Origin of the sequence: Pseudoalteromonas sp. OF7H-1 (genome assembly GCF_022347825.1) — a bacterium.
GTDB lineage: Bacteria > Pseudomonadota > Gammaproteobacteria > Enterobacterales > Alteromonadaceae > Pseudoalteromonas > Pseudoalteromonas maricaloris.
On sequence record NZ_JAKRFX010000001.1, the window covers coordinates 208,758 to 229,712 of the forward strand.

The 20,955-nt window shown below is 44.7% G+C and carries 20 protein-coding genes; 5 read left to right on the forward strand and 15 right to left on the reverse strand.

Features of this window, described 5'->3' with window-relative positions; all coding sequences use genetic code 11:
- Window positions 1-26: 26 nt before the first annotated feature.
- The 9 genes from MHN30_RS00945 to leuS are packed head-to-tail and all read right to left on the reverse strand — an operon-like array spanning window position 27 to window position 9,375.
- Window positions 27-800, reverse strand: a complete 774-nt coding sequence (locus MHN30_RS00945) for a septal ring lytic transglycosylase RlpA family protein (protein WP_039493682.1) — start codon at window positions 798-800, stop codon at window positions 27-29.
- Entirely contained in the window at window positions 800-1,906 is a 1,107-nt protein-coding gene (rodA, locus tag MHN30_RS00950) for a rod shape-determining protein RodA (RefSeq protein ID WP_039493680.1), read from the reverse strand. The genes MHN30_RS00945 and rodA overlap by 1 nt, the downstream gene beginning before the upstream one ends.
- Window positions 1,903-3,771, reverse strand: a complete 1,869-nt coding sequence (gene mrdA / locus MHN30_RS00955) for a penicillin-binding protein 2 (protein WP_130125887.1) — start codon at window positions 3,769-3,771, stop codon at window positions 1,903-1,905. The genes rodA and mrdA overlap by 4 nt, the downstream gene beginning before the upstream one ends.
- A 2-nt stretch (window positions 3,772-3,773) precedes the next feature.
- Window positions 3,774-4,244, reverse strand: a complete 471-nt coding sequence (rlmH, locus tag MHN30_RS00960) for a 23S rRNA (pseudouridine(1915)-N(3))-methyltransferase RlmH (protein WP_010372039.1) — start codon at window positions 4,242-4,244, stop codon at window positions 3,774-3,776.
- 1 nt (window position 4,245) lies between these two features.
- The gene (gene rsfS / locus MHN30_RS00965) at window positions 4,246-4,563 is read right to left on the reverse strand and encodes a ribosome silencing factor (RefSeq protein ID WP_010372036.1); all 318 of its coding nucleotides are present in this window, start codon (window positions 4,561-4,563) and stop codon (window positions 4,246-4,248) included.
- A gap of 52 nt (window positions 4,564-4,615) precedes the next feature.
- On the reverse strand, window positions 4,616-5,251 hold the full coding sequence (gene nadD, locus MHN30_RS00970; protein WP_239357111.1) for a nicotinate-nucleotide adenylyltransferase: 636 nt from the start codon (window positions 5,249-5,251) through the stop codon (window positions 4,616-4,618).
- A complete protein-coding gene (holA, locus tag MHN30_RS00975) occupies window positions 5,248-6,291 on the reverse strand; it encodes a DNA polymerase III subunit delta (protein WP_239357122.1) in 1,044 nt (347 codons plus the stop codon). The genes nadD and holA overlap by 4 nt, the downstream gene beginning before the upstream one ends.
- Window positions 6,291-6,803 (reverse strand): LPS assembly lipoprotein LptE, encoded by a 513-nt coding sequence (gene lptE, locus MHN30_RS00980; RefSeq protein ID WP_010606155.1) that lies wholly within the window; start codon window positions 6,801-6,803, stop codon window positions 6,291-6,293. The genes holA and lptE overlap by 1 nt, the downstream gene beginning before the upstream one ends.
- On the reverse strand, window positions 6,787-9,375 hold the full coding sequence (leuS, locus tag MHN30_RS00985) for a leucine--tRNA ligase (RefSeq protein ID WP_239357133.1): 2,589 nt from the start codon (window positions 9,373-9,375) through the stop codon (window positions 6,787-6,789). The genes lptE and leuS overlap by 17 nt, the downstream gene beginning before the upstream one ends.
- 248 nt (window positions 9,376-9,623) lie before the next feature.
- Between leuS and MHN30_RS00990 the strand changes: the two genes are divergently transcribed.
- From MHN30_RS00990 to MHN30_RS01010, 5 genes are all read left to right on the forward strand, one after another.
- A complete protein-coding gene (locus tag MHN30_RS00990) occupies window positions 9,624-10,700 on the forward strand; it encodes a PepSY-associated TM helix domain-containing protein (RefSeq protein WP_165384081.1) in 1,077 nt (358 codons plus the stop codon).
- 180 nt (window positions 10,701-10,880) lie between these two features.
- Window positions 10,881-13,016, forward strand: coding sequence for a TonB-dependent receptor (locus MHN30_RS00995; protein ID WP_130163571.1), 2,136 nt, complete (start codon window positions 10,881-10,883; stop codon window positions 13,014-13,016).
- Between the two features lie 134 nt (window positions 13,017-13,150).
- Entirely contained in the window at window positions 13,151-13,609 is a 459-nt protein-coding gene (locus MHN30_RS01000; RefSeq protein WP_239357137.1) for a hypothetical protein, read from the forward strand.
- Between the two features lie 71 nt (window positions 13,610-13,680).
- A complete protein-coding gene (locus MHN30_RS01005) occupies window positions 13,681-16,110 on the forward strand; it encodes an ATP-binding protein (RefSeq protein WP_222241229.1) in 2,430 nt (809 codons plus the stop codon).
- Complete coding sequence (locus tag MHN30_RS01010; protein WP_010606161.1) at window positions 16,097-16,576, forward strand: FKBP-type peptidyl-prolyl cis-trans isomerase; 480 nt, start codon at window positions 16,097-16,099, stop codon at window positions 16,574-16,576. Before MHN30_RS01005 ends, MHN30_RS01010 begins: the two co-directional genes overlap by 14 nt.
- Window positions 16,577-16,690: 114 nt before the next feature.
- Here the strand turns inward: MHN30_RS01010 and MHN30_RS01015 are convergent, their stop codons facing one another.
- The 6 genes from MHN30_RS01015 to MHN30_RS01040 form a co-directional block, all read right to left on the reverse strand.
- Complete coding sequence (locus MHN30_RS01015) at window positions 16,691-16,921, reverse strand: hypothetical protein (protein ID WP_239357140.1); 231 nt, start codon at window positions 16,919-16,921, stop codon at window positions 16,691-16,693.
- 68 nt (window positions 16,922-16,989) lie between these two features.
- Window positions 16,990-17,316 (reverse strand): hypothetical protein, encoded by a 327-nt coding sequence (locus MHN30_RS01020; RefSeq protein WP_130125892.1) that lies wholly within the window; start codon window positions 17,314-17,316, stop codon window positions 16,990-16,992.
- Complete coding sequence (locus tag MHN30_RS01025; RefSeq protein WP_010606163.1) at window positions 17,313-17,951, reverse strand: DUF4178 domain-containing protein; 639 nt, start codon at window positions 17,949-17,951, stop codon at window positions 17,313-17,315. Before MHN30_RS01025 ends, MHN30_RS01020 begins: the two co-directional genes overlap by 4 nt.
- A gap of 65 nt (window positions 17,952-18,016) precedes the next feature.
- Window positions 18,017-18,706: a PspA/IM30 family protein gene (locus tag MHN30_RS01030; RefSeq protein WP_010371996.1), complete on the reverse strand. Its 690-nt coding sequence runs from the start codon at window positions 18,704-18,706 to the stop codon at window positions 18,017-18,019.
- Between the two features lie 15 nt (window positions 18,707-18,721).
- Window positions 18,722-19,135, reverse strand: a complete 414-nt coding sequence (locus tag MHN30_RS01035) for a DUF2170 family protein (RefSeq protein ID WP_010371994.1) — start codon at window positions 19,133-19,135, stop codon at window positions 18,722-18,724.
- A gap of 81 nt (window positions 19,136-19,216) precedes the next feature.
- Window positions 19,217-20,953, reverse strand: coding sequence for a polyamine aminopropyltransferase (locus MHN30_RS01040; RefSeq protein ID WP_275446421.1), 1,737 nt, complete (start codon window positions 20,951-20,953; stop codon window positions 19,217-19,219).
- Window positions 20,954-20,955 lie beyond the last annotated feature (2 nt).

The window sequence follows — 20,955 nt, forward strand, 5'->3', positions numbered from 1 at the left end:
GTTTATCGGCATTCATTGCGGTTATTCTAAAGTTCCTGCTCACTGTAAAGCAAGAAAGCACGACTAAATTGACCTTGTTGTAAGGTTTTTAGTAAAGATTGTGCTTGATTGTCGTCGGTAATTGGGCCGACTCTAAGCTTGTACAGGTTGTTTTCAAACGTGATGGGTGTACCTAACCCCAGTTCTTGTTTTAACTGACCTGCTAATAACTGTATGTTCTCAAGTTTACTGCCAGCAGCAACTTGTACATAGGTTAGCCTTGGAGACTCGCGCGATAGAGTAATGGCTTCGACCTTAACGCGCGCTGTACCCTGAAGGTGATAGCCTAGCTTATAGGCTGCAGCGTAAGACAGGTCGATTAATCTATCGTCGTGGAATGGACCTCGGTCGTTAATTCTAACGATAGCAGAGCGTCCGTTGTCTAAGTTTGTTACTTTGGCAAAGCTAGGAAGTGGCAGCGTTTTATGTGCCGCTGTCATATCGAACATATTAAAAATTTCACCATTGGAGGTGTGGTAGCCATGGAATTTACGGCCGTACCACGAAGCAGTACCTTGCTGTTGATACCCATGTTCGTCTGAGATTGGTGTGTAACGTTTTCCAAGAACAGTGTAGGGGCGATTGGCACTCACGCTCTTTTTCTCGTTGGTGACAATGGCATCCTGCATTTCCAGTTCGGTAGGCTCGCGCAGTGGCGCTTTATCATGACGAATATGATAGCGACTTCCACAAGCGCTGAGCACGCTTAACAGGGCAAATACTAAAACCAGTTTTGAAATTAGGGTAATACGAACTGTCATTATTTTAACAACATCCTCTTATCTGTTGCGATTGCCATAATAATGCCAAAACCGGCCATTAAGGTCACCATCGATGTGCCACCATAGCTAATTAGGGGCAGAGGTACACCGACTACTGGCAAGAGACCAGAAACCATTCCGATGTTTACAAAGACGTAGACGAAGAAGGTCAACGTCAGTGCTCCTGCAAGCAGCTTACTGAAAGCGTCTTGTGCCTGCACTGCGATATACAATCCGCGACCAATTATAAAAAGATACAAGCTGAGTAAAATAGTGACACCCAACAAGCCAAATTCTTCGCTCAACACCGAGAAGATAAAGTCGGTATGGCGTTCGGGTAAAAATTCTAATTGAGATTGGGTTCCATGTAGCCAACCTTTGCCTTCCACGCCACCGGAGCCTATCGCAATTTTCGATTGGATTATATGGTAACCAGAGCCCAGCGGGTCGCTTTCTGGATCTAAAAAGGTCAGAACACGTTGCTTTTGATAGGCATGCATTCCGTAATGCCAAAACGCATAGCCTCCGGGTACCGCGAGTAACAAACCAGAGCCGATTAAACGCCAACTTAACCCAGCTAAAAAGAGCGCAAAAATGCCAGAGCTGGCGATTAAGATAGAAGTACCCAAGTCGGGCTGCTCTTTGATCAGAATGGTTGGCACTAATACAATCGCAAAGCCGATTGTTAAATTCAAAATACTAGGAGGTAAGTGAGAGCGGCCAATAAACCAAGCGACCGTCATGGGCACTGCTAGCTTCATTATTTCAGAAGGTTGAAAGCGGGTAATGCCTAAATCAAGCCAGCGCTGAGCCCCTTTACTACTGACTCCAAAAAACAGCACGGCGACGAGCATGCCAAGACCTAAGAGGTAAACCGGAATTGCCACACGCTTAAGTGTATTCGGAGAAAACTGCGCCATAAATAGCATGGCAACTAACGCACCAAACATGCGTGTGCCGTGGCGCATCATCATGCCCATATCTTGTCCACTAGCACTATAAACAATCGCAAGGCTACCAATCATCATAGTGATCAAGGCTGCAAATAATGGTAGGTCGATGTGGACTTTTTCGAATAGCGAACGTGGCTTATTCAGCGGGCTCATTGCTGTTGCTCCTTCTCAAGCGGGTAGGCTGAAAAGTAATAATCCATCACTTGGCGTGCCATTGGCGCTGCGATAGCACTACCACCACCTTGGTTTTCTACAACCACAGTGATAACAATTTGAGGGTCATCAAAAGGTGCAAAACCCACGTAGATACCATTGTCTCTGTGTTTTTCTTTCAGCTTCTCGGCATTGTACCTTTCGCCTTGAGCAATACTGATAACTTGCGCGGTACCTGTTTTACCAGCGTGATCATAGGTCACGCCCTTAAATGCACTTTTCGCGGTACCTATTTTTACTGTGTTGTGCATGGCTTTTAACGCGATATCCCAGTGATAAGGATTTTTCAACACTACAGGTGGTTTTTCTTCCGTAAATAATTGTTCTACTTCAGTGTCTTGCTTAGAAATTTGTACTAAGTGAGGCTGGCGGTGTATGCCTTTATTGACCAAAATGCTCAGCGAGTTCGCTATTTGCATTGGAGTGGCAGTCCAGTAGCCTTGTCCTATCCCAACAGAAATCGTATCTCCGGGATACCACGACTCTTTAAAACGTTCTCTTTTCCATTCAACGGATGGCAAAATGGCGGAGGTTTCTTCATGAATATCGATACCCGAAAGCTCACCAAAGCCAAACTGGTTCATAAAGTCGCTAATTTTAGTTATGCCGAGTTTATATGCAGCTTCATAAAAATAGGTGTCGCAAGACTGCTCAATAGCCTTATACACATCAACATGCTCATGGCCCCAAGGACGCCAGTCACGCCATTTATGTTTTACATTGGGAATTTGAAAAAAGCCGGGATCCCAAATTTTGGTTGTTTCGGTGACAACACCTTCTTCCAGTGCAAGCACCGCGAGATGGGGCTTCACTGTGGAAGCAGGTGCATAACGGCCTTGAGTTGCACGGTTGATAAGTGGTCTGTCTGGGTTGAGCAAGGCTCGGTAGTCTTTGCCGCTGATCCCGTGAACGAACAGATTTGGGTCGTAACTTGGGTTAGAATAGAGCGCTAAAATTCCGCCATCTCGTGGATCCATAACAATGATCGCGCCTCTGGTGTCTTTTAGCACATGTTGGACGATTTGTTGCAAGCCGATATCAAGCGTTAGCACCAAGTCTTTACCTGGTTGTGGCGTTTCCATGCTTAATGTGCGAATGATACGGCCGCGATTATTCACCTCGACGCGGCGAGAGCCCACAATACCGTGTAGCTGTTCTTCATAAAACTTCTCGACGCCGAGCTTACCGATATCATGGGTGGCACGATAGTTCGTGTCTTTGCCTTCTAGCTCTAAGTCAAAGAGTTCCTCTTTATTGAGCTTTGCGACATAGCCAAGGGCGTGTGTGAGGGTATCGCCATAAGGATAATAACGGGACAATCGAGCTTCAACGCTAAAGCCTGGCAAACGGTGTTGGTTAACCGAAAGGATCGCCACTTCTTCTTCGTTCAGACCACCTTTTAATACTTGGCTTTTGAAGCGGCGGTTATGCTTGATTTCCTTTTTGAAATCTTCTACTTCTTGCTCAGAAATTTCGATGAGTTGACGTACAGAAGCTAATGATGCTTCGAGATCTTCGACATCTTCTGGGATCACTTCAAGGTTGTAAACAGGGCGATTTTCGGCGAGCAAAACACCATTGCGGTCGTAAATCAGACCACGGTTAGGGGCGACCGGAATGACTTTTATACGGTTATCGTTGGAGCGGGTGCGATAGGTCTCGTGCTCGGTCACCTGAAGCTTATAGACATTGTGAAACAAGATCCCAACAATAATAACGACAAAAACAAAGCCGACAAAGGCCCGTCTCGCAAAGAGGTTAGCCTCGGCAGAATGATCCCTAATCGTCGGCCGTTTTTTTATCATTATTATTCTCTGTGGTAAGGGTGATTGTTATTTAAACTCCAGCCGCGATACAAGCTCTCGGCAACCACTATACGCACCAAAGGGTGGGGTAGGGTTAAGTTTGATAATGACCATTTTTGTTCAGCCGCAGCAATACATTCTGGTGCAAGCCCTTCAGGGCCGCCAATCAGTAAGCTAACATCGCGACCGTCCAACTGCCACTTTTCCATATTGCTCGCAAGTTGGTGTGTATCCCATGGCTTGCCAGTCACTTCTAAGGTTACGATCCGATTGCCTTTTGGAATAGCGGCTAAGGTTTTTTCACCTTCTTGTTGCAAAATGCGTTTAATATCTGCGTTTTTCCCCCGTTTGCCAGCGCTAATTTCAATTAACTCCAGTGGCATATCTTTGGGGAAGCGTCTTTGATATTCGGTGAAGCCAGTTTCAACCCACTTCGGCATTTTGGTACCTACTGCAATGAGTTGGATCTTCACATTAGCCCCACAGCTTTTCTAGGTCATAAAAATCACGGGTTTGGTCTTGCATTACGTGAACAACAACGTCACCCAAATCAACCAATACCCACTCACCAACGTCTTGACCTTCTTGGCCAATTGGTGTTTCTCCAGCATGACGTGCTTCTTTTGCGACATGATCGGCAATCGATTGTACATGGCGTTTTGAGGTGCCTGTACAGATCACTAAGTAATCGGTGATTGAAGAAGTTTCGCGAACGTCGAGCTTAACAATATCACGCGCTTTCATATCATCTACTTTGTCTAGCGCGAAATCTAATAACTGTTGTGAATCCAAGTTTTTGTCTCTGTATTTCAAATAATCGGCGATTTTAACATGCTTTATGGGGTTAATCAGCATACAAGCCATGGCTATTTATATAATCTATGACAGAAGCAGGCAGCCAATGTTCCAAATATTCTTTGTCATGCTGTGCAATTGCAGCTCTTATTGTACTCGATGCAATGTCTTTTTGCTCACCGTGAAGGAAATAGCAATGTCCAGCATTGCTGGTTTGGAGCTTATTTAAGTTATCTGTGCGTGCTTTGACCAAGTAAGCCGAGACTTTAGCATCTGGTGAGCAATGTTCATTTGGGCGTTGATACACCACTAGGTGACACAACTTTGTGATTTCTTGCCATTGATACCAAGTGTGCAGGCTATTAAACGAGTCCATACCCATTAAAAATAAAATCGGCTGGTCCTGATATTCGTTACGCAGCTCTTGCAGTGTTAGCAGGCTGTAAGAGGGTCCTTGTCGGTCAAGCTCACGTCTATCAATAACCAGTTTTTGTTGCCCTGATAGCAAATTTGCAAGCATCGCTAGGCGATGCTCGTCACTGATGCTGGGCTTTTGTTTATGAACCGGTATGGCACAAGGTAAAAATTTTAACTCAGCCAGATTTAGCTCGTCGACGCAGCGCATCGCCATATTTAAATGGCCCAAATGCGGAGGATCGAAAGTACCACCAAACAAAGCAATCATACATGCTCACTTTGGCTAATTGGTAACGGCATTGCTATAGGTGTAGCAAAGGCTAGCGCGATGTGTGCTAGAGCTTGATATGGCGCAGTGAGCCTTGCTTCTTTATATGCGGTATCAAAGTCTGCCATCATACAGAGCAACTGTTTCATCTGCTCTAGCGTTAATCTGTCTAACGCTTGCTGCGTGATGGTTTGCTGATTTTTCCAGACATTATGCTTTTTATAGGCATCCGCAAGCGTAGTGCCGGTTTGCCACAAGGTTTTAACACCTAGCAGGGTGCGTGCTTGGTTTTGCAAGGTCCAGAGAATACTCGCGGGCTCTACATTATCGCTGGCTAGCTTATTCAATACTTTGATGATTTGTTTAGGGTTGCCACTTAGCAATCCAGTATTTAAATCAAAAATATCGAACTTAGATTGATTTAATAAGCCGCTCAGCAATTGCTGTTCATCAACCGGGTTTTTACCAAATAGTAAGGAGAGCTTTTCGAGCTCCTGATGCGTTGCAAGCAAGTTGCCTTCTGTGGCGACGAGGAGGGCGCGCTTGCCTTGTGGTGACACAGACAGCTTCAGCCGCTTACATTCATCATCAAACCAACGCTCAAGATGACGGCCCGTTAACGCATAGCAAGGGACAAACAGGCCTTTAGGCTCTAATGCTTTGAACCAAGCAGTGCGTTGAATGTCTTGACCTGCGCCCAGCCCTTTAAAAATAACAACGACATCTAGATTGACCTGTTCGGCCAAAGACTTTAAAACCGCAACACCTTGGGTAGGAACTTTTTGCTCGTTAAAGTCGAACTCGATGAGCGTACGCGCACTGAACAAAGACATACTGTTGTACTGCGCACTGAGCTCTTGCCAGTCAAATCCCGGAAGTAGCGCAAATTTAATGACTTCGTCAAAGCCTTGCTGCTTGGCTGCGGTTCGTATGGCAAGTGCACATTCGCCTTGCTGAAAGGGTTCTTCACCAAAGACCAGATAAAAAGGTGCAAGCCCTTTACTTAGATAATTGGAGAGTTGATTGGCATAACAGCGCATTACAGTTGCGACAACTCTCGAATAATACGTTGGCTTGCAAGACGACGCATCTCGGTTAGGATCAGCTCAAGCTCTTTTGCCTTTGCTAGCGCATTGTCTGGGTCGTCCTGATAGTTACGATACAGCTCGAACATTTGTTTAACGGGTTCTTGGCCCGGACGACTCAATCGGTACGACACGCGATAAGCCAGTTCATACTGAGCAACCTGACCATTTTTGAACAAACTGAGTGTTTGACGTTCAAGTGAGTCATTGTACAAGTACAACTCAGCAGCTTGTTTGGTATTTTTTGGTGTAAGAGATACCTGTGCACGCTGAAGATCAGACTGTAACTGTTCAAACAAGGCTGAACGCTTGTCGTCTCCGCTTAAGGTGATTTCTTTCAGATCGTCAGGAAGGTAAGAGGCTTGCTTGAGGTGAAAACCGCAGCTCGCCACGAAGAAGCAAGCTAGCAAAACTGCTAGCTTGCTGGTATGCCAAAATAGGCTACGCATCTTAGTTTGCAACCACATTAAGTAGCTTACCAGGAACATAGATCACCTTACGGATGGTCTTGCCGTCAGTAAACTTAGTGACGTTTTCTTCGCTAAATGCAATCGCTTCAACTTGCTCTTGCGTTGCATCTGCCGCCACGGTGATTTTAGAGCGCAGTTTACCGTTGACTTGTACAACAATAAGCTTTTCATCTTCAACTAGCGCGCTTTGGTCGATAACAGGCCATGCCGCATCAAGAATATCACCAGCCTTGCCAAGCTCAGCCCATAGCTCGTGACACATGTGCGGTGTGATAGGCGCAAGCATGATCACCATGGCTTCTAGCGCTTCGTTTGCTAGTGCAATGTCTTGCTCATCGCTAAGTGGCGCTTTGATAAGCTTATTTGAAAGCTCCATCACCGCCGCAATTGCCGTGTTGAACGTTTGGCGACGTTCGATATCGTCTGTCACCTTAGCAATGGCTTTGTGGATGTCGCGACGTAGCGTCTTTTGCGCTGCATTTAGTTTGCTTAAATCAAGCTCGGCAGTACCTGCTTGCTTTACGTCAACTGCGTATTTCCAAATACGACGAAGGAAACGGTGCGCACCTTCAACGCCTGAGTCAGACCATTCAAGCGTTTGCTCTGGTGGAGCCGTAAACATCATGAATAAGCGAACTGTGTCAGCGCCGTATTGCTTGATAACCGTTTGCGGGTCAATACCATTGTTCTTCGACTTAGACATTTTGCTCATGCCTGCAGAGAATACCGGCTCGCCGTCTTCTTTATGCCACGCTTTAGTGATGCGGCCTTTGTCGTCAGTCTCAGTTAATACGTCAGTTGGTGCGATCCAAATGTCGCCGCCTTTCTCGTCTTTGCGGTAGTAAGTGTCCGCAAGTACCATGCCTTGACATAGTAGACGCTCAAATGGCTCATCAGAATTCACTAAACCGAAATCACGCAGCAACTTGTGGAAGAAGCGCGAGTACAACAAGTGCAAGATAGCGTGCTCAATACCACCAATATATTGGTTTACTGGTAGCCAGTAGTTTGCAGCACCTGGTTCAAGCATACCTTCATCGTAACGTGGGCTACAGTAACGTGCATAGTACCAAGATGACTCCATAAAGGTGTCGAATGTATCGGTTTCGTGGAATACCGCTTCACCATTTATCGTTGCTTTTGCCCATTCTGGATCTGCTTTAATCGGTGAAGTTACCCCATTCATGACTACGTCTTCAGGTAGACGAACAGGGAGCATGTCTTCAGGTGCCGCAAGCTCAGAACCATCTTCTTTGTTCAACATTGGGATTGGCGAACCCCAGTAACGCTGGCGGCTCACACCCCAATCGCGAAGACGGAAGTTTACTTTACGTTTACCCACGCCAAGTGATTCTAGTTTAGTCGCGATGGCGTTAAATGCGCCTTCAAAGTCTAGGCCATCGAACTCGCCAGAGTTGATAAGCGTGCCTTTTTCGGTAAACGCTGCTTCGGCCAGATTGGCTTCTACTTCTGCGCCGGCTAGAGGCTGAATAACTTGTTTGATCTCAAGACCATAAGCGGTTGCAAACTCATAATCACGTTGGTCGTGACCTGGTACTGCCATCACGGCACCTGAGCCGTAATCCATCAGTACAAAGTTAGCTACCCAAATTGGCACCTCTTGTCCTGTGAGTGGGTGGATAGCCGTAAAGCCAGTTGCGATGCCTTTTTTCTCCATTGTTGCCATATCCGCTTCGGCAACTTTGGTGTTCTTGCACTCTTCAACAAAGCGAGAGATTGCATCGCTGTCTTTCGCCGCTTCTTGAGCTATTGGGTGACCGGCCGCAACTGCCACATAAGTCACGCCCATAAAGGTATCAGGGCGGGTGGTGTATACGGTGAAGCTTTCGTCGTTGTCGGCGCGTTTAAAGTCGATTTCAACGCCTTCTGAGCGACCAATCCAGTTACGCTGCATGGTTTTAACTTGCTCAGGCCAGTGGTCAAGCTTGTCTAAGTCATCCAATAACTCTTGTGCATAATCGGTGATCTTAATGAACCATTGTGGAATTTCTTTTTGCTCGACAATGGCACCAGAGCGCCAACCACGGCCGTCAATTACCTGTTCATTTGCCAGTACCGTTTGGTCAACTGGATCCCAGTTTACCGTTGACATCTTTTTGTATACTAAGCCTTTTTCGTAAAGCTTAGTGAAGAACCACTGTTCCCACTTATAATATTCAGGGTGACAAGTCGCGATTTCACGATCCCAGTCGTAACCAAAACCAAGTAACTTAAGCTGGTTGCGCATGTAGTCGATATTTTCGTAGGTCCATTTCGCCGGTGCGGTATTATTTTTAATTGCCGCGTTTTCAGCTGGAAGACCAAACGCATCCCAACCCATAGGTTGCATAACGTTTTTACCTTGTAGGCGTTGGAAACGAGAAACCACATCACCAATGGTGTAGTTACGTACGTGACCCATGTGGAGGCGACCACTTGGGTATGGGAACATTGAGAGGCAGTAGTACTTCTCTTTACTTTCGTCTTCGACAACTTTGAAGGTATTGTTTTCTTCCCAGTACGACTGTACTTTGGCTTCGATATCTTGCGGGTTATATTGCTCTTGCATCTAGGTTTCCAAACATCTGGCAAAATTAATAGAAAATTGCTCGATAGCATACCCGAAATTGGCCAGCAATCACAGCACCTAAAGTGGAATTATTTTAGTCGATTGCCGCGGACTAAAGGTGGTGTCGAAGTGGAGATTAACGACGCGAAGACCAGCAGCGGTAAAAGGGGAAGTTTTGTGCTGTTGCAAGTAAGAGTTATTATCACTTACTATTGCTAAATATCGAAAGAAGTTTGAGAATTCCCTTGATAAAATTGTGGTTACGCCGTGCTCACCTAGTAATGGCGCTAGTATCTGGTGCGTTTATTATTTGCTTAAGCTTAACTGGGGCACTGCTTATATATGCCAAAGATATTCAATATCTTACTCAGCCTCAGTTGTGGCGAGTTGAGCCACAGTCTGAGCCTCTTGGGGTAGAGCAAATAGTCACCTCAGTTGAATCTACAACCGCTGAAAAAGTTTCACTGTTTATGCCTGAGCAGCAACCGGATTTGGCATGGCAACTGAAGTTGTCTAGCGGTGATTATGTTAGCGTTAACCCCTACAGTGGCGAGATCCTTCATCGCTACGAGTATTATTCTACGATATATGGCTTTACGATGGCGCTACACCGTTGGTTGTTGTTTGAAGGTGCTGACAACAAAAAGCCGCTTAGAGATTGGGTATCTATTTGTGCACTTGTACTCATTATTGAGTTAGTGTTGGGTTTTTATCTTTGGGTAAAGCCTAAAAATCGCTTGAAACGGCTAGTGATAAAGCCAAAAGCTAAGCTAAGGATCCTGCTTTATCAGTTACACACCGTATTGGGGGTATATTTGCTTTTACCTATACTGCTCATTGCCTTCAGTGGTATGGCGTTTAACTGGCAGCCGCAAACTAAGGCTGTGGTTGAGTGGTTGAGCTTTGACGAGGTCGAAGCAAGACCAAAGCCGCCCACTATTGCGGTTAATTTTCACAGCTTACCCTATGATTTAAATAGCGCTACAACACGCGCGCAATCTATCTTCCCAGACAGTCAGCTGTTCCGTATCTATATGCCTGACAAAGCGTCCGACAGCATCGCTTTCAGAGTTCAAAATCCAGGCGAAAGTCATGCCTATAGCTGGGTTTGGGTAAACCCTTATAATAGTGAGGTAGTAGCGCAATATGATGCGTCAAAAGCGGGAGTCGCTACGCAAGTTTGGAACTTTAAGTACAAGTTTCATATTGGTGATTTTGCAGGACCCATCGTGCAATTTGTCTGGTTAATACTTGCCTTAGCTCCGACCTTTTTCACGGTATCCGGCCTGTATTTTTGGTTACAACGCCATCGCAGGAAGAGGTAATTAACTTCGCTCTAAGTTACTGTTATGTAGATATAATTGCAAAAAGTGGTGCAGAGTAGGGTGATTTTTCAGTGAAGGGTAATGCAAATTATTCACATTTGCCTTGTTTTTACTGGGGTTTGGCAATATTATATTGCCGCTTTTTACATCATTATTATTCTAAATCCAGCAAGGATAACCATGTTAAAAACTACTCTCAGTATGGTAGCGTTGGCTGTTAGCGCAGCAGCCATTGCAGACGATACCAATGTTAAAGATCTTCAAGCTGCAGATATGGAGCATATCGTGGTCTCGGGCAGTCGTGTGTTTGAAAGCATCGATGAAGTGCCTGCCTCTATTACGATTATTAATCAAAAACAAATCGAAGATCATTTAAAAGTAAATCCAGAACTACAAAGTTTGTTATCTCAAATTGTTCCTGGTCTTGCTCCGGATACGGGTAGTTCAAGTAATACTGGGCAATCGTTGCGTGGACGTGCACCACTGGTGATGATTGATGGTGTACCTCAGTCTACACCACTGCGAAATGGTTCTTTAGGTGTAAAAACGCTCGATCCAAGTGCCATCGCCCGTATAGAAGTGATCAAAGGGGCAACCTCAATTTATGGTAATGGTGCTTCGGGCGGGATCATTAACTACATCACCAAGCAGGCCAAAAGCGATGGCAAACCAGAAGGTGAAATTAGCCTATCTAGCCGCTTTAGCGCAGTAAAGCTTGCAGAGAGCGCAGGTGCTCGAATTGCGGGCGCGATTAATGGCCGCGTTGACCAGTTTAGTTATTTAGTCACGGCAAGCTATGAAGAAAACGGTGTTCAGCGTGATGCTGAAGGTGATATTCTAGGTTTACAGTATGGTCTGTCGGATACCGTGACAGAAAACTACTTTACTAAGCTTGGCTATGACTTTGATGGCGATAAACAACTGCAGTTTAGCTATAACTTCTACAGTTCACAGCAAAAAACGGACCTAGGTGATGTGTTTGGCAACATCAATTTAGGTGAAAAATCTTACGCTATTCACGTGCCACCAGCTCAGCAGAAACAAGGTAAGCCACAAGGGCCAGAAGGTAATGAAAACATTACGTTGAAATACACCGATATAGAAGTTTTTGCTAATACACAAATGACGCTTGATGCGTATATGCAAGACATTGAGAACGTGTTCTTCTTCTCTCCAAGCTTAGCAAACCCTGATGAAGGATACACTGGCGGTCAATCTATTATCCGTTCTGAAAAAAAGGGCGCGCGTGCAACATTTAATACCTTGGTTGATTTTGACAATGTCCAAGCTACCTTCATTTATGGTATCGATGCGTTGAATGATGTGACCTCACAGCCACTTGTCGATGGTCGTATTTGGGTGCCGGAAATGGACATGGAAAGCATCGCAGGTTACCTACAGACCAAGTGGATTGTTGCCGATGACCTAGTGTTAAAAGCGGGAGTGAGACAAGAAAGTATTGATCTTGCGGTAGCTGATTACCAAACACTAAAACTTTGCCGTTCAGCGGATCAGTGCTCTGTGCCACTTAACGTGAAAGGCGACACCATTGACTATGACGCCACAACGTACAACGTGGGTGTTAAATATAACGCGAATGAAAAGTTTAGCCCATTCGCCAGTTACTCGCAGGGCTCTGATATCTCGGATATTGGCCGTCTGCTGCGCAGTGCAACGGTAGAAGACATTGGTCAAATTCAAACAGAAGCGTCGATTGTTGATAACTACGAAATCGGTTTTAACTCTCAATTTGAGACGTTACGATTTGAATTTGCGGCATATAGAAGTACGTCTGAGTTTGGTACAACGAATAAATTCAATGAAGTAACCGGAGTCTATGAGCCAGTTCGAGCACCACAAAAAATATGGGGTTATGAGGCACTTGTCGATTACAAGATCAACGACACGCTAAAACTTATTGCCACATATAGCTATGTAGAGGGTAAAGATACCGAAACCGATACTTATCTTGGCTCTAGACAAATTAGCCCACCAAAGCTTACGGCAAACCTAAACTGGCAGCCAGTTGATGCGTTATCTATGACGTTAAGCTGGTTACATGTGGGCGACCGTAAACGTTTCGAGCGAGACGATAAAGGTAACTATGTTGGAGATCAAGGTCCAATTGACAGCTATAATGTGGTTAACTTTAGTGGTCAATATCAATTCGACCAAAGCTGGCAAGCTTTTGTTGGTATTGAGAACCTATTTAACTCAGACTACTTCCCAGCTCGCGCACAAGCCTATACGTACGGTGGCTACAACATTAAAGGCCTTGGTACAACAGCAACCGTTGGTGTGAAGTATCGTTTTTAAGCTAATAGCAATGACTTTTGGCTTCATAATCTGAAGCAAAATGGGTTTGCTGAGCACCAAGTTCAGCAAACCCTAATACAATGAATGGTATATCTGGTCTACACTTAACCTATTGGCGAAACAGGAGTGTAGCAATGGCGGATTATCAAAAATGGCTGGATCAATTTTCCGATTGGCTCAAAGACGTCAAAGAACATGAAATTGACGATTTATCTAAGCGATTCTGGGAAGCGCAGAGCGCACTGAAAGACTACACCAAACAAACCTATGATGATTATAGTTACTATCTAAAACGTGACTTAGAACATCTCCTCGAAAACAAATCCTTCTATGATGAAGCGGCTTGGAGTGAACTCAAAGCCAACATCTTATTTGAAATATCCCAATTAGAAGATAGAACTCAACTTGAGTGGTCCACACTTTTAAAAGATTTTGAACACCAAGGCATTTATAAAGAAGGTGAATGGATAGCTTTGGGACAATTAGTGTGTAAGAATTGTGGCTATAAATTAGATGTTTATTATGCCATCAAGATCCCAGCTTGCAGCGAGTGCGGGCATGGGGAATATACTAGAAAAGCATTAGCGCCCTAAAGTGTGGGCGCTCAGCTTGGAAGCACCAAGTTGAGTAGACTAACGTATGCGAATAATACAAAGAAGTTAGAATGACCAAATCTAAATTGTCGTCTGAAAAAGCACTGCCTGCGAGCCAGCTCGCGCCATCAGTTTCGTTGACTCACATAGAAAATTGTATCCAAAATCCTTACCCAGAAGCGCTACCGTTTATTGGCCAGCAGCGCGCTCAAACCGCGCTAGACTTTGCCTTGGGAATGGAGCTTCCCGGTTATAATGTGTATGTCATGGGAGAAGCGGCGCTAGGTCGTTTTACCATGGTAAAAGACAAGCTTGAGGCACACAGTAAAACTAAGCCAACGCCCAAAGAATGGTTGTACGTCAACAACTACGACGACCACCGCGAGCCTATCGCGCTATTTATGCAGGCGGGCGAAAGTAAGCAGCTTGAGGCTGATATAGACGCCTTTATCGATGAGATCTTAGATACTTTTCCTGCAGCTTTTGACAATCCGGGTTATCAACGCAAGAAAAAGTCGCTAGATAAAGAATTCGAACAAAAATACGATGCTGCGATCACCGCTGTTGAGCAGCAAGCTATGAATATGAGCGTTGCACTGATAGAAGATACGGGGACAGTTGGCTTTGCTCCTGTGGTCGATGGTAAGCAGCTCAGTGATACGGAGTTTTCGGCTCTGGACGAGCATGTTCAGGCACACTTTTTAACCGCAATTGAAACATTAGAAGATGCCCTAATCGAGTCGCTTATTGAGCTGCCCAGATGGAAGCGTGAATCTTCTGAGCGCTTGCGTAATCTTAAAAAAACCACCATCGAAGTGGCGACCAAACCGCTATTAAAAGCGCTTGAGCATAAGTATGCCGCACACATTGGCGTGCTGCGTTATCTTAAAGATCTGAAGGTTGAAATTGTCGATGCGGTATTAGATTGGCTAGACGACGATAGTAGCAACAGCGACGAAAACAAAGATGACTTTGACTCAAAGGGAATGCTCACGGACTTTTTTGCGCCCAATATTCTGGTTGAGTTTAAAGAGGACGACCCTGCGCCTGTGGTGTATGAGCCAAATCCGACCTTTGGTAATATTTTTGGTAAGGTGGAGTATGCAACCTCTCAAGGTAATTTGATCACCAGCTATCGCTCTATTCAAGCAGGTGCATTGCATCGCGCCAATGGCGGCTATCTGATCATGGATGCTGAAAAGGTCATGGCTAACGCGCAGGTGTGGGATGGCCTTAAACTGTCGTTAAAAACCCACCAAATTAAAAATGACCTACCGTATCAAGACAATTCGGTGGGCAGCAGCTTTACCTTAAAGCCGCAGTTAATTCCGTTGGATGTCAAAATTATTCTTTTGGGTTCGCGAGACCTGTATTACACCATTGGTGAATACGATGAAGAGTTTGCAGAGCTATTTAGAGTGCTGGCCGATTTTGATTACTATTTACCAAGCTCGGACAAAATGCAGTACCAATTCATCACGAAGGTGATGGAATACTGTAATGATACCTTGAAGATTGAGCTTAGCTCAGCGGCGCTGGCGCGTATGCTTAAATTTAGCTATCGCCAAGCGGAGCACCACAGTAAGCTTTCGGCGCGCTTTGCTGATGTTTTGGAGCTGGTGGCAGAAGCCAGTTTTTATGCCAAGCAAGATGGCGTAAACCAAATTGCCGCTAATCACATCGATGAAGCGATAGCTGGAAAAGAATATCGAACAGGACAGTTAAGTGAAAACATGCTCAGCGATATCCAAGAAGGGCATACCTTGATTGCAACCGAAGGCACCGCAATTGGTAAGGTAAACGGCCTGACGGTACTGCATATTGGTGACACCGCGTTTGGTACGCCTGCGCGTATTACCTCTACGGTATACGCGGGTGCTGACGGGGTGATTGACGTTGAACGTGAAGTAGACTTAGGTAAGTCAATTCACTCAAAAGGCGTGATGCTGCTTACGGGTTACCTAGGTAACAAGTATGCGCAAGACTTTAGCCTGACGCTTAGCGCAAATATCGCCATTGAACAAAATTATGGTTTTATTGACGGTGATAGCGCATCACTTGCAGAACTTTGTGCGCTGCTATCGGCGGTGACGCAACTCCCCGTGGATCAATCATTAGCGCTCACTGGCTCAATTAACCAACACGGTGAAGTACAAGCCATTGGTGGTGTAAACGAAAAAATCGAAGGTTTCTTTAAACTCTGTAAAATGCGAGGCCTCACAGGTAAGCAAGGGGTGATCGTCCCTGAATCTAACAAGGTCAACTTAGTGTTAGATGATGAAGTGATTGCAGCTGTTGAAAAAGGCTTATTCCATGTCTATGCCGTTGCTACGGTAGATGAAGCGCTTAGCTTGTTAATGGATAGACCAGCAGGGGAGCTAAGTGAAGAGGGCTATCCTGAAAACAGTATCAATGCAGTTGCAATGGCGAAACTGGAGCGTATTGCAAAAGTCGTAAACGGCGATGATGACAAAGGAGAAGAAAACCATGACGACAACTAATATTATCCTCGTTATTGTTGCACTGGTGATTGCGGTGGTGTTTTTTCGAGGTGGCCAAAAGCAAAAGCAGCTTGCGCAGTTTAATCGAATTCAAGCGGCTGACTTTTTGAAAGAAAACGAAAAGCGCACAGAGGTCCATAAAACTGACTCAGGTCTTCAGTACGAAATAATCACTCAAACTGACGGTGGCAAACAGCCAAATGCAACGAGCAAAGTTAAAGTGCATTATCACGGCACTTTACTTGATGGCTCCGTATTCGACAGTTCGGTACTGCGTGACCAACCCATCAGCTTTGGACTTAATCAAGTGATCCCGGGTTGGACCGAAGGTGTGCAGTTGATGAGCGAAGGGGATAAATACCGCTTTTGGATTGGTCCAGACTTAGGCTATGGTGACCGTGCTGCAGGTAAAATCGAACCGGGTTCGTTATTGGTGTTTGAAGTTGAGCTGCTCGCGGTAGAGTGATGTTCTCAAAGCGATGAAGCTCTAGCAGCTATCTTTATTTGCCCAAGCGTGATTAACCGACGCTACAATTGTTAAAGTGGCTGCTAGAGAGAAATGATGTTATTTAAGCTCAGGTTATTTAGAACCATTCTGTGCTGATTTTGTGACAAGGACGTCACAAAGAACATTTTTGAAGATGTGTATGCCAGCAGCTAATGCTCCGAAAATGAGTAGGTTTGGAGATAGTGGATCATCTTCCAATAAGTAGTTATTCAATAATGCTATTAGTAACATCATGATGACTACGAAAATAAGTGGTTTCACACTATGTTTATCAATACTTTTCTTAATCTCTGCTTCTGTCATCGTTCCCTCTTAGGTTGTAGCTTTAACTATTTAAAATAGTTGGAGAATTAATGGATTGGTATTACTGCTTACTTGTTTCTTTTATCTGAGTAGCGACTGAGTAGCATATTGGCGACCTGTTGCTTTACGGCCCGTTTGTCGTGGGGGTCAACGCCAAAACGTTCCGCCAGTAGTGCGATTTCTTCATCGGTTAGATTGAAGGATAAGCGTTGCCGAGTTTTCTTCGATTTAACTTCTAAATCAAGGATCTTTCTGATCATATCGGATGGCGTTAGCTCTTCGTCTATTGCCTGTTTTTTAATACTTTTTTGTACTTCCGTGGTTAAATCGAAGGCCATTTGTGTGGCCCTCAATGCCACTTCTTGACGTTTCCACTTGTCTTCTCTTGTGGTCACGAGTTCGCTCCAGGAAATAGGTCGACAATATCGCTCAGTGGGCGACACATGGTTAGTGACACGTCAGTTTCCCCTCCATCCCAGATCTCGATATTGATAGCGAACTTTTCGTCAGGACTAAGTAACTCGATAACTTCACATACTTCGCCACTTTCATCTTGATAGCGTGGCAAAGCGCGGCCGCGATAATCGCTATCGTAAAAATAGCAAACGTAGGGCGCTTCACTTTGTTGATAGCTTTTACCTAAAAATCGCTCGAAAATCTCTGGAGTAGCGTGGGTGTCGATGTGGGTCAGTGCTTCTTCATCGAAAATACGCGCAAATTCATCAAGCGTAAAAATAGCGTCGACGTCTTCTCTTTGGATTTTGATAGAGAAATTCGCGTATTCCTCACCGTCACTTTGTTCAATTTGCAAAAAAGTAATGTTACCTGAATCACTTTCGAGAACAAATTCATATGCAGCGCTGCGTTCAAATTGGTAAGTTTGTACGCCAACCACTTTTAGGGTTTGTCCCTTGAGCCAGCTTGGGTAAGCGAACGAATCGATGATGGTGAGCATGTCCCCAACTTGCAGATCTTTTGCATGAGTAAGTTGTCGCTCAGGAGTTTTTTTTGATTTAAAAAAGCCAAACATAGTACACCTACATAATCAAAAAGGGTAAAAAGGAGGCGAGGCCTCCTTTTTCTAATCAGCAAATATTAGTTGCTTTGTTTAGCTCTAATACGTTCAAGAATATCATTACTCTTTTGCGTAGAGCCAATTCCCGCTTCTGCCATTTTGGCTTTTAGATCTGCACCCGTTGCAGCGGCTTCAAGCTCTTTTGCCGCAGCCAGTTGATCTTGCCTATCTTGCTGACGTTGCTTGATACGCTCAAGCGACTGACGTGCATTTACCATAGATGACGCATTGGTATTTAGCGTGCTGTTTACTGCCATGGTTGCTTTTTGAACGCTGTCTGTGGTTTTTACCATTGTCAGCTGGCGTTGGTTTTCTTTAATCGTTTTTTCAGCTTCTTTGATCTGCTGTTTTAACAGGATCACATGTTTACTAAAGCCGTCTAGCACTTGCTGATGCTCTGCGCGCTCAACTTCAAATTCACCGATTTTCTCTGCGATTTCTACCGCTAAAGCTTCGTTACCTTTTTCGAGCGCTTGTCCAGCATAGTTTTCATGCTCGATAATGCTTTCGTCAAGTGCAGCTAATTTGCGTTTTGTCTGCATCTCTTTCGCCATTACTTCTGTTAAGCTTTTTTTTGCTTTAGCTAATGCGTTTTGTGCGTCAGCAATTTCTTGCTCAAAAATACGAATGCCATTTGCATCAACAATTGACTCACCAACTTCTCTAGCGCCACCACGAACAGCAGTAAATAATTTCTTTAAAATACTCATTTCACAACTCCAATATTATTCATTCAAATACACAGTCACTGCATCTAATGCTTCGATTGCATTGTCCGCTAGGGTGACCAGTTCGTGCGTGATCTCATCAATTGAGGAGGAAACGGCTAGAGCACCAAATATCGCATACTGCTCATCAATTTTAGCAAACGCACTCAGCGGGATCGGCACATTCAGTTTTAATAGTGCTTCATTTAACTCGTTTAGCAACTCAGGCTTTACCTCATTCTCTTTAAATAGGTAACTAATGCATACAAGTTGTTCTTCAGTCTGAGTCACAAAAATTGGTAATTCGTCATTTCCGTCAACAATCACTTGCAATACATCTTGCTCGCCTTCATTGGCGATTAAGAAAGATTCGAAGTTAGCACCTTCTGTTTCAAATGATGCTAATTTGATTGATAGTTCATTTAATTCCATCTTCATTTACCTTTTTTGTTTTGACATATTATGTCTGAGTTAAGAGTTGCACGTAAGACATAATATGTCAATGGTCGTGCGCTAGTTTTTATACAACTCATCTTCTGTTTGCCATGCTTGGCGATAATAATCGTATAGTCTCCCTGTTCCTAACTGGTTGACTTCAATATCTTTTGCTCCATCAAAAAAGCGATTAGGGAAGGCGAAAGTCGCGAGTAAATACTCTTTGTTTATCCAGTTACTTGGGACAGGCAAAGACTCGACTGCTCGGATCCTAGCACTTGCAGGTTGCCCTGTTCTCGTTGCGATTGTCCATCCCCACTGGCCAAATGAGGGAATATTCTGTTGGTATTGCTCAACATGCGTAAACCCGGCATGTTTTACCGTTTTGGCTATGCTAATAAACGCTTTTTTGGCGTGATAAGGAGACGTTGATTGAATAGCGAGTGCACCATCGGGTGCCAGTAATTGACGCACATGATTATAAAAGTAGTCGCTATATAGCTTATTCAAATCAGGGTGATTAGGGTCGGGTAAGTCGATAATGATAGTGTCAAATTGTCTACCTTGGTCAAGCATTTTTTCTACTTCTAAAAAAGCATCTGCAACGATAACAGTTGCTCTTGGGTCGTTTAAGGCGTCGCCATTCAAAAGAGTTAATTGACTGGTGATATGTGGTCTAGCAGGGTAGGGTTGCCCTTGTAGTCCAAATAGTGAGAGCAGTTGCCCATCCAAATCGATTAAGGTTGCATTTTCAACAGGCCATTCCAGTACATCTCGAAGTGCCAGACCATCTCCGCCACCAATAATTAACACCTTTTCGCGACGGTTGGATGCCAGCATTGCAGGATACACAAGCATAGTGTGATAGATCTGTTCATCCACAGATGAAAACTGTAATCGACCATTTAAGAATAAATCGTTAATTGGCATCGGTTGTGCGCGGCTCAATCGCTCAGTGATGACAACATGTTGATACTTCGTTGACTCTGAATAGATTACCTTGTCTTTGTAAAGCACGTTGCTGAGGTCTTTCATCCAAAGAGAGCCATGGCTCAGGATGACAAAAAAGATACCAAGTAGAACAAAGTGGCAAGCAAACAGCAGCTTAGCGAAGCGGACATGAGCATGGTAACGCCATAGGAAGATAAGTCCTGCAATGATATTAAATAGCGCAGTCCACGCGGCTGCTTGCATTATTGGCAGCGCAAGCATAATCGTGACCCAAATGGCAGCACCAACACCAGCACCGATATAATCTGCACCGTAAATGGTACCTGCGTTATTTTCAAGGAAGCGGCCATACACTTGTTGACGGATCCTAGCAATCAGTGGAATTTCCATGCCAATTAAAATGCCTAGGATGAGGCCGAAAACATAAGGTAAAAATCGGGCAAATGCTTGTAATTGCGCAAATGGCATGCCATCTAAGACACTATCTGGAGGCAGGCTGTAAAGGCTAGAAAGTGTATGGGGCAGGGTATAGGTAAGTGCAATAACACTGGCGATCACCAAAATACTGCTCATGCCGAGTAGCGCGATTAGGCTTTCAAGCCATGCAAACGCGGTAAAAGGATCTTTGAACCAGCGTGCTAAAAATGCGCCAATGCCCATGGCCACGATCATAGTGCCAATCATGGCATAAATCGCGCTTTCTACAGAGCCTAAAACGCGACCAGCATAATGAGAGAGTAAATATTCGTAGATTAGGCCGCAACCGGCCAAAATAGCCATGACGCCAATAAGTAAGGTGTCGTGACCGAACAACGACCAGTTGCCGGTCACTCTTGCTGAAGTTTGTGGTGCAGATACGCTCAAGG

Bases quoted from the DNA above. Each gene is read 5' to 3' on its own strand.
- holA (WP_239357122.1), bottom strand. From the start codon at position 6,291: ATGCGCTGTTATGCCAATCAACTCTCCAATTATCTAAGTAAAGGGCTT.
- MHN30_RS01035 (WP_010371994.1), bottom strand. From the start codon at position 19,135: ATGGAATTAAATGAACTATCAATCAAATTAGCATCATTTGAAACAGAA.
- MHN30_RS01000 (WP_239357137.1), top strand. From the start codon at position 13,151: ATGGCGGATTATCAAAAATGGCTGGATCAATTTTCCGATTGGCTCAAA.
- leuS (WP_239357133.1), bottom strand. From the start codon at position 9,375: ATGCAAGAGCAATATAACCCGCAAGATATCGAAGCCAAAGTACAGTCG.
- MHN30_RS00945 (WP_039493682.1), bottom strand. From the start codon at position 800: ATGACAGTTCGTATTACCCTAATTTCAAAACTGGTTTTAGTATTTGCC.
- MHN30_RS01030 (WP_010371996.1), bottom strand. From the start codon at position 18,706: ATGAGTATTTTAAAGAAATTATTTACTGCTGTTCGTGGTGGCGCTAGA.
- MHN30_RS01025 (WP_010606163.1), bottom strand. From the start codon at position 17,951: ATGTTTGGCTTTTTTAAATCAAAAAAAACTCCTGAGCGACAACTTACT.
- MHN30_RS01010 (WP_010606161.1), top strand. From the start codon at position 16,097: ATGACGACAACTAATATTATCCTCGTTATTGTTGCACTGGTGATTGCG.
- MHN30_RS00995 (WP_130163571.1), top strand. From the start codon at position 10,881: ATGTTAAAAACTACTCTCAGTATGGTAGCGTTGGCTGTTAGCGCAGCA.
- mrdA (WP_130125887.1), bottom strand. From the start codon at position 3,771: ATGATAAAAAAACGGCCGACGATTAGGGATCATTCTGCCGAGGCTAAC.
- rodA (WP_039493680.1), bottom strand. From the start codon at position 1,906: ATGAGCCCGCTGAATAAGCCACGTTCGCTATTCGAAAAAGTCCACATC.
- MHN30_RS01015 (WP_239357140.1), bottom strand. From the start codon at position 16,921: ATGACAGAAGCAGAGATTAAGAAAAGTATTGATAAACATAGTGTGAAA.
- MHN30_RS01005 (WP_222241229.1), top strand. From the start codon at position 13,681: ATGACCAAATCTAAATTGTCGTCTGAAAAAGCACTGCCTGCGAGCCAG.
- lptE (WP_010606155.1), bottom strand. From the start codon at position 6,803: ATGTGGTTGCAAACTAAGATGCGTAGCCTATTTTGGCATACCAGCAAG.
- nadD (WP_239357111.1), bottom strand. From the start codon at position 5,251: ATGATTGCTTTGTTTGGTGGTACTTTCGATCCTCCGCATTTGGGCCAT.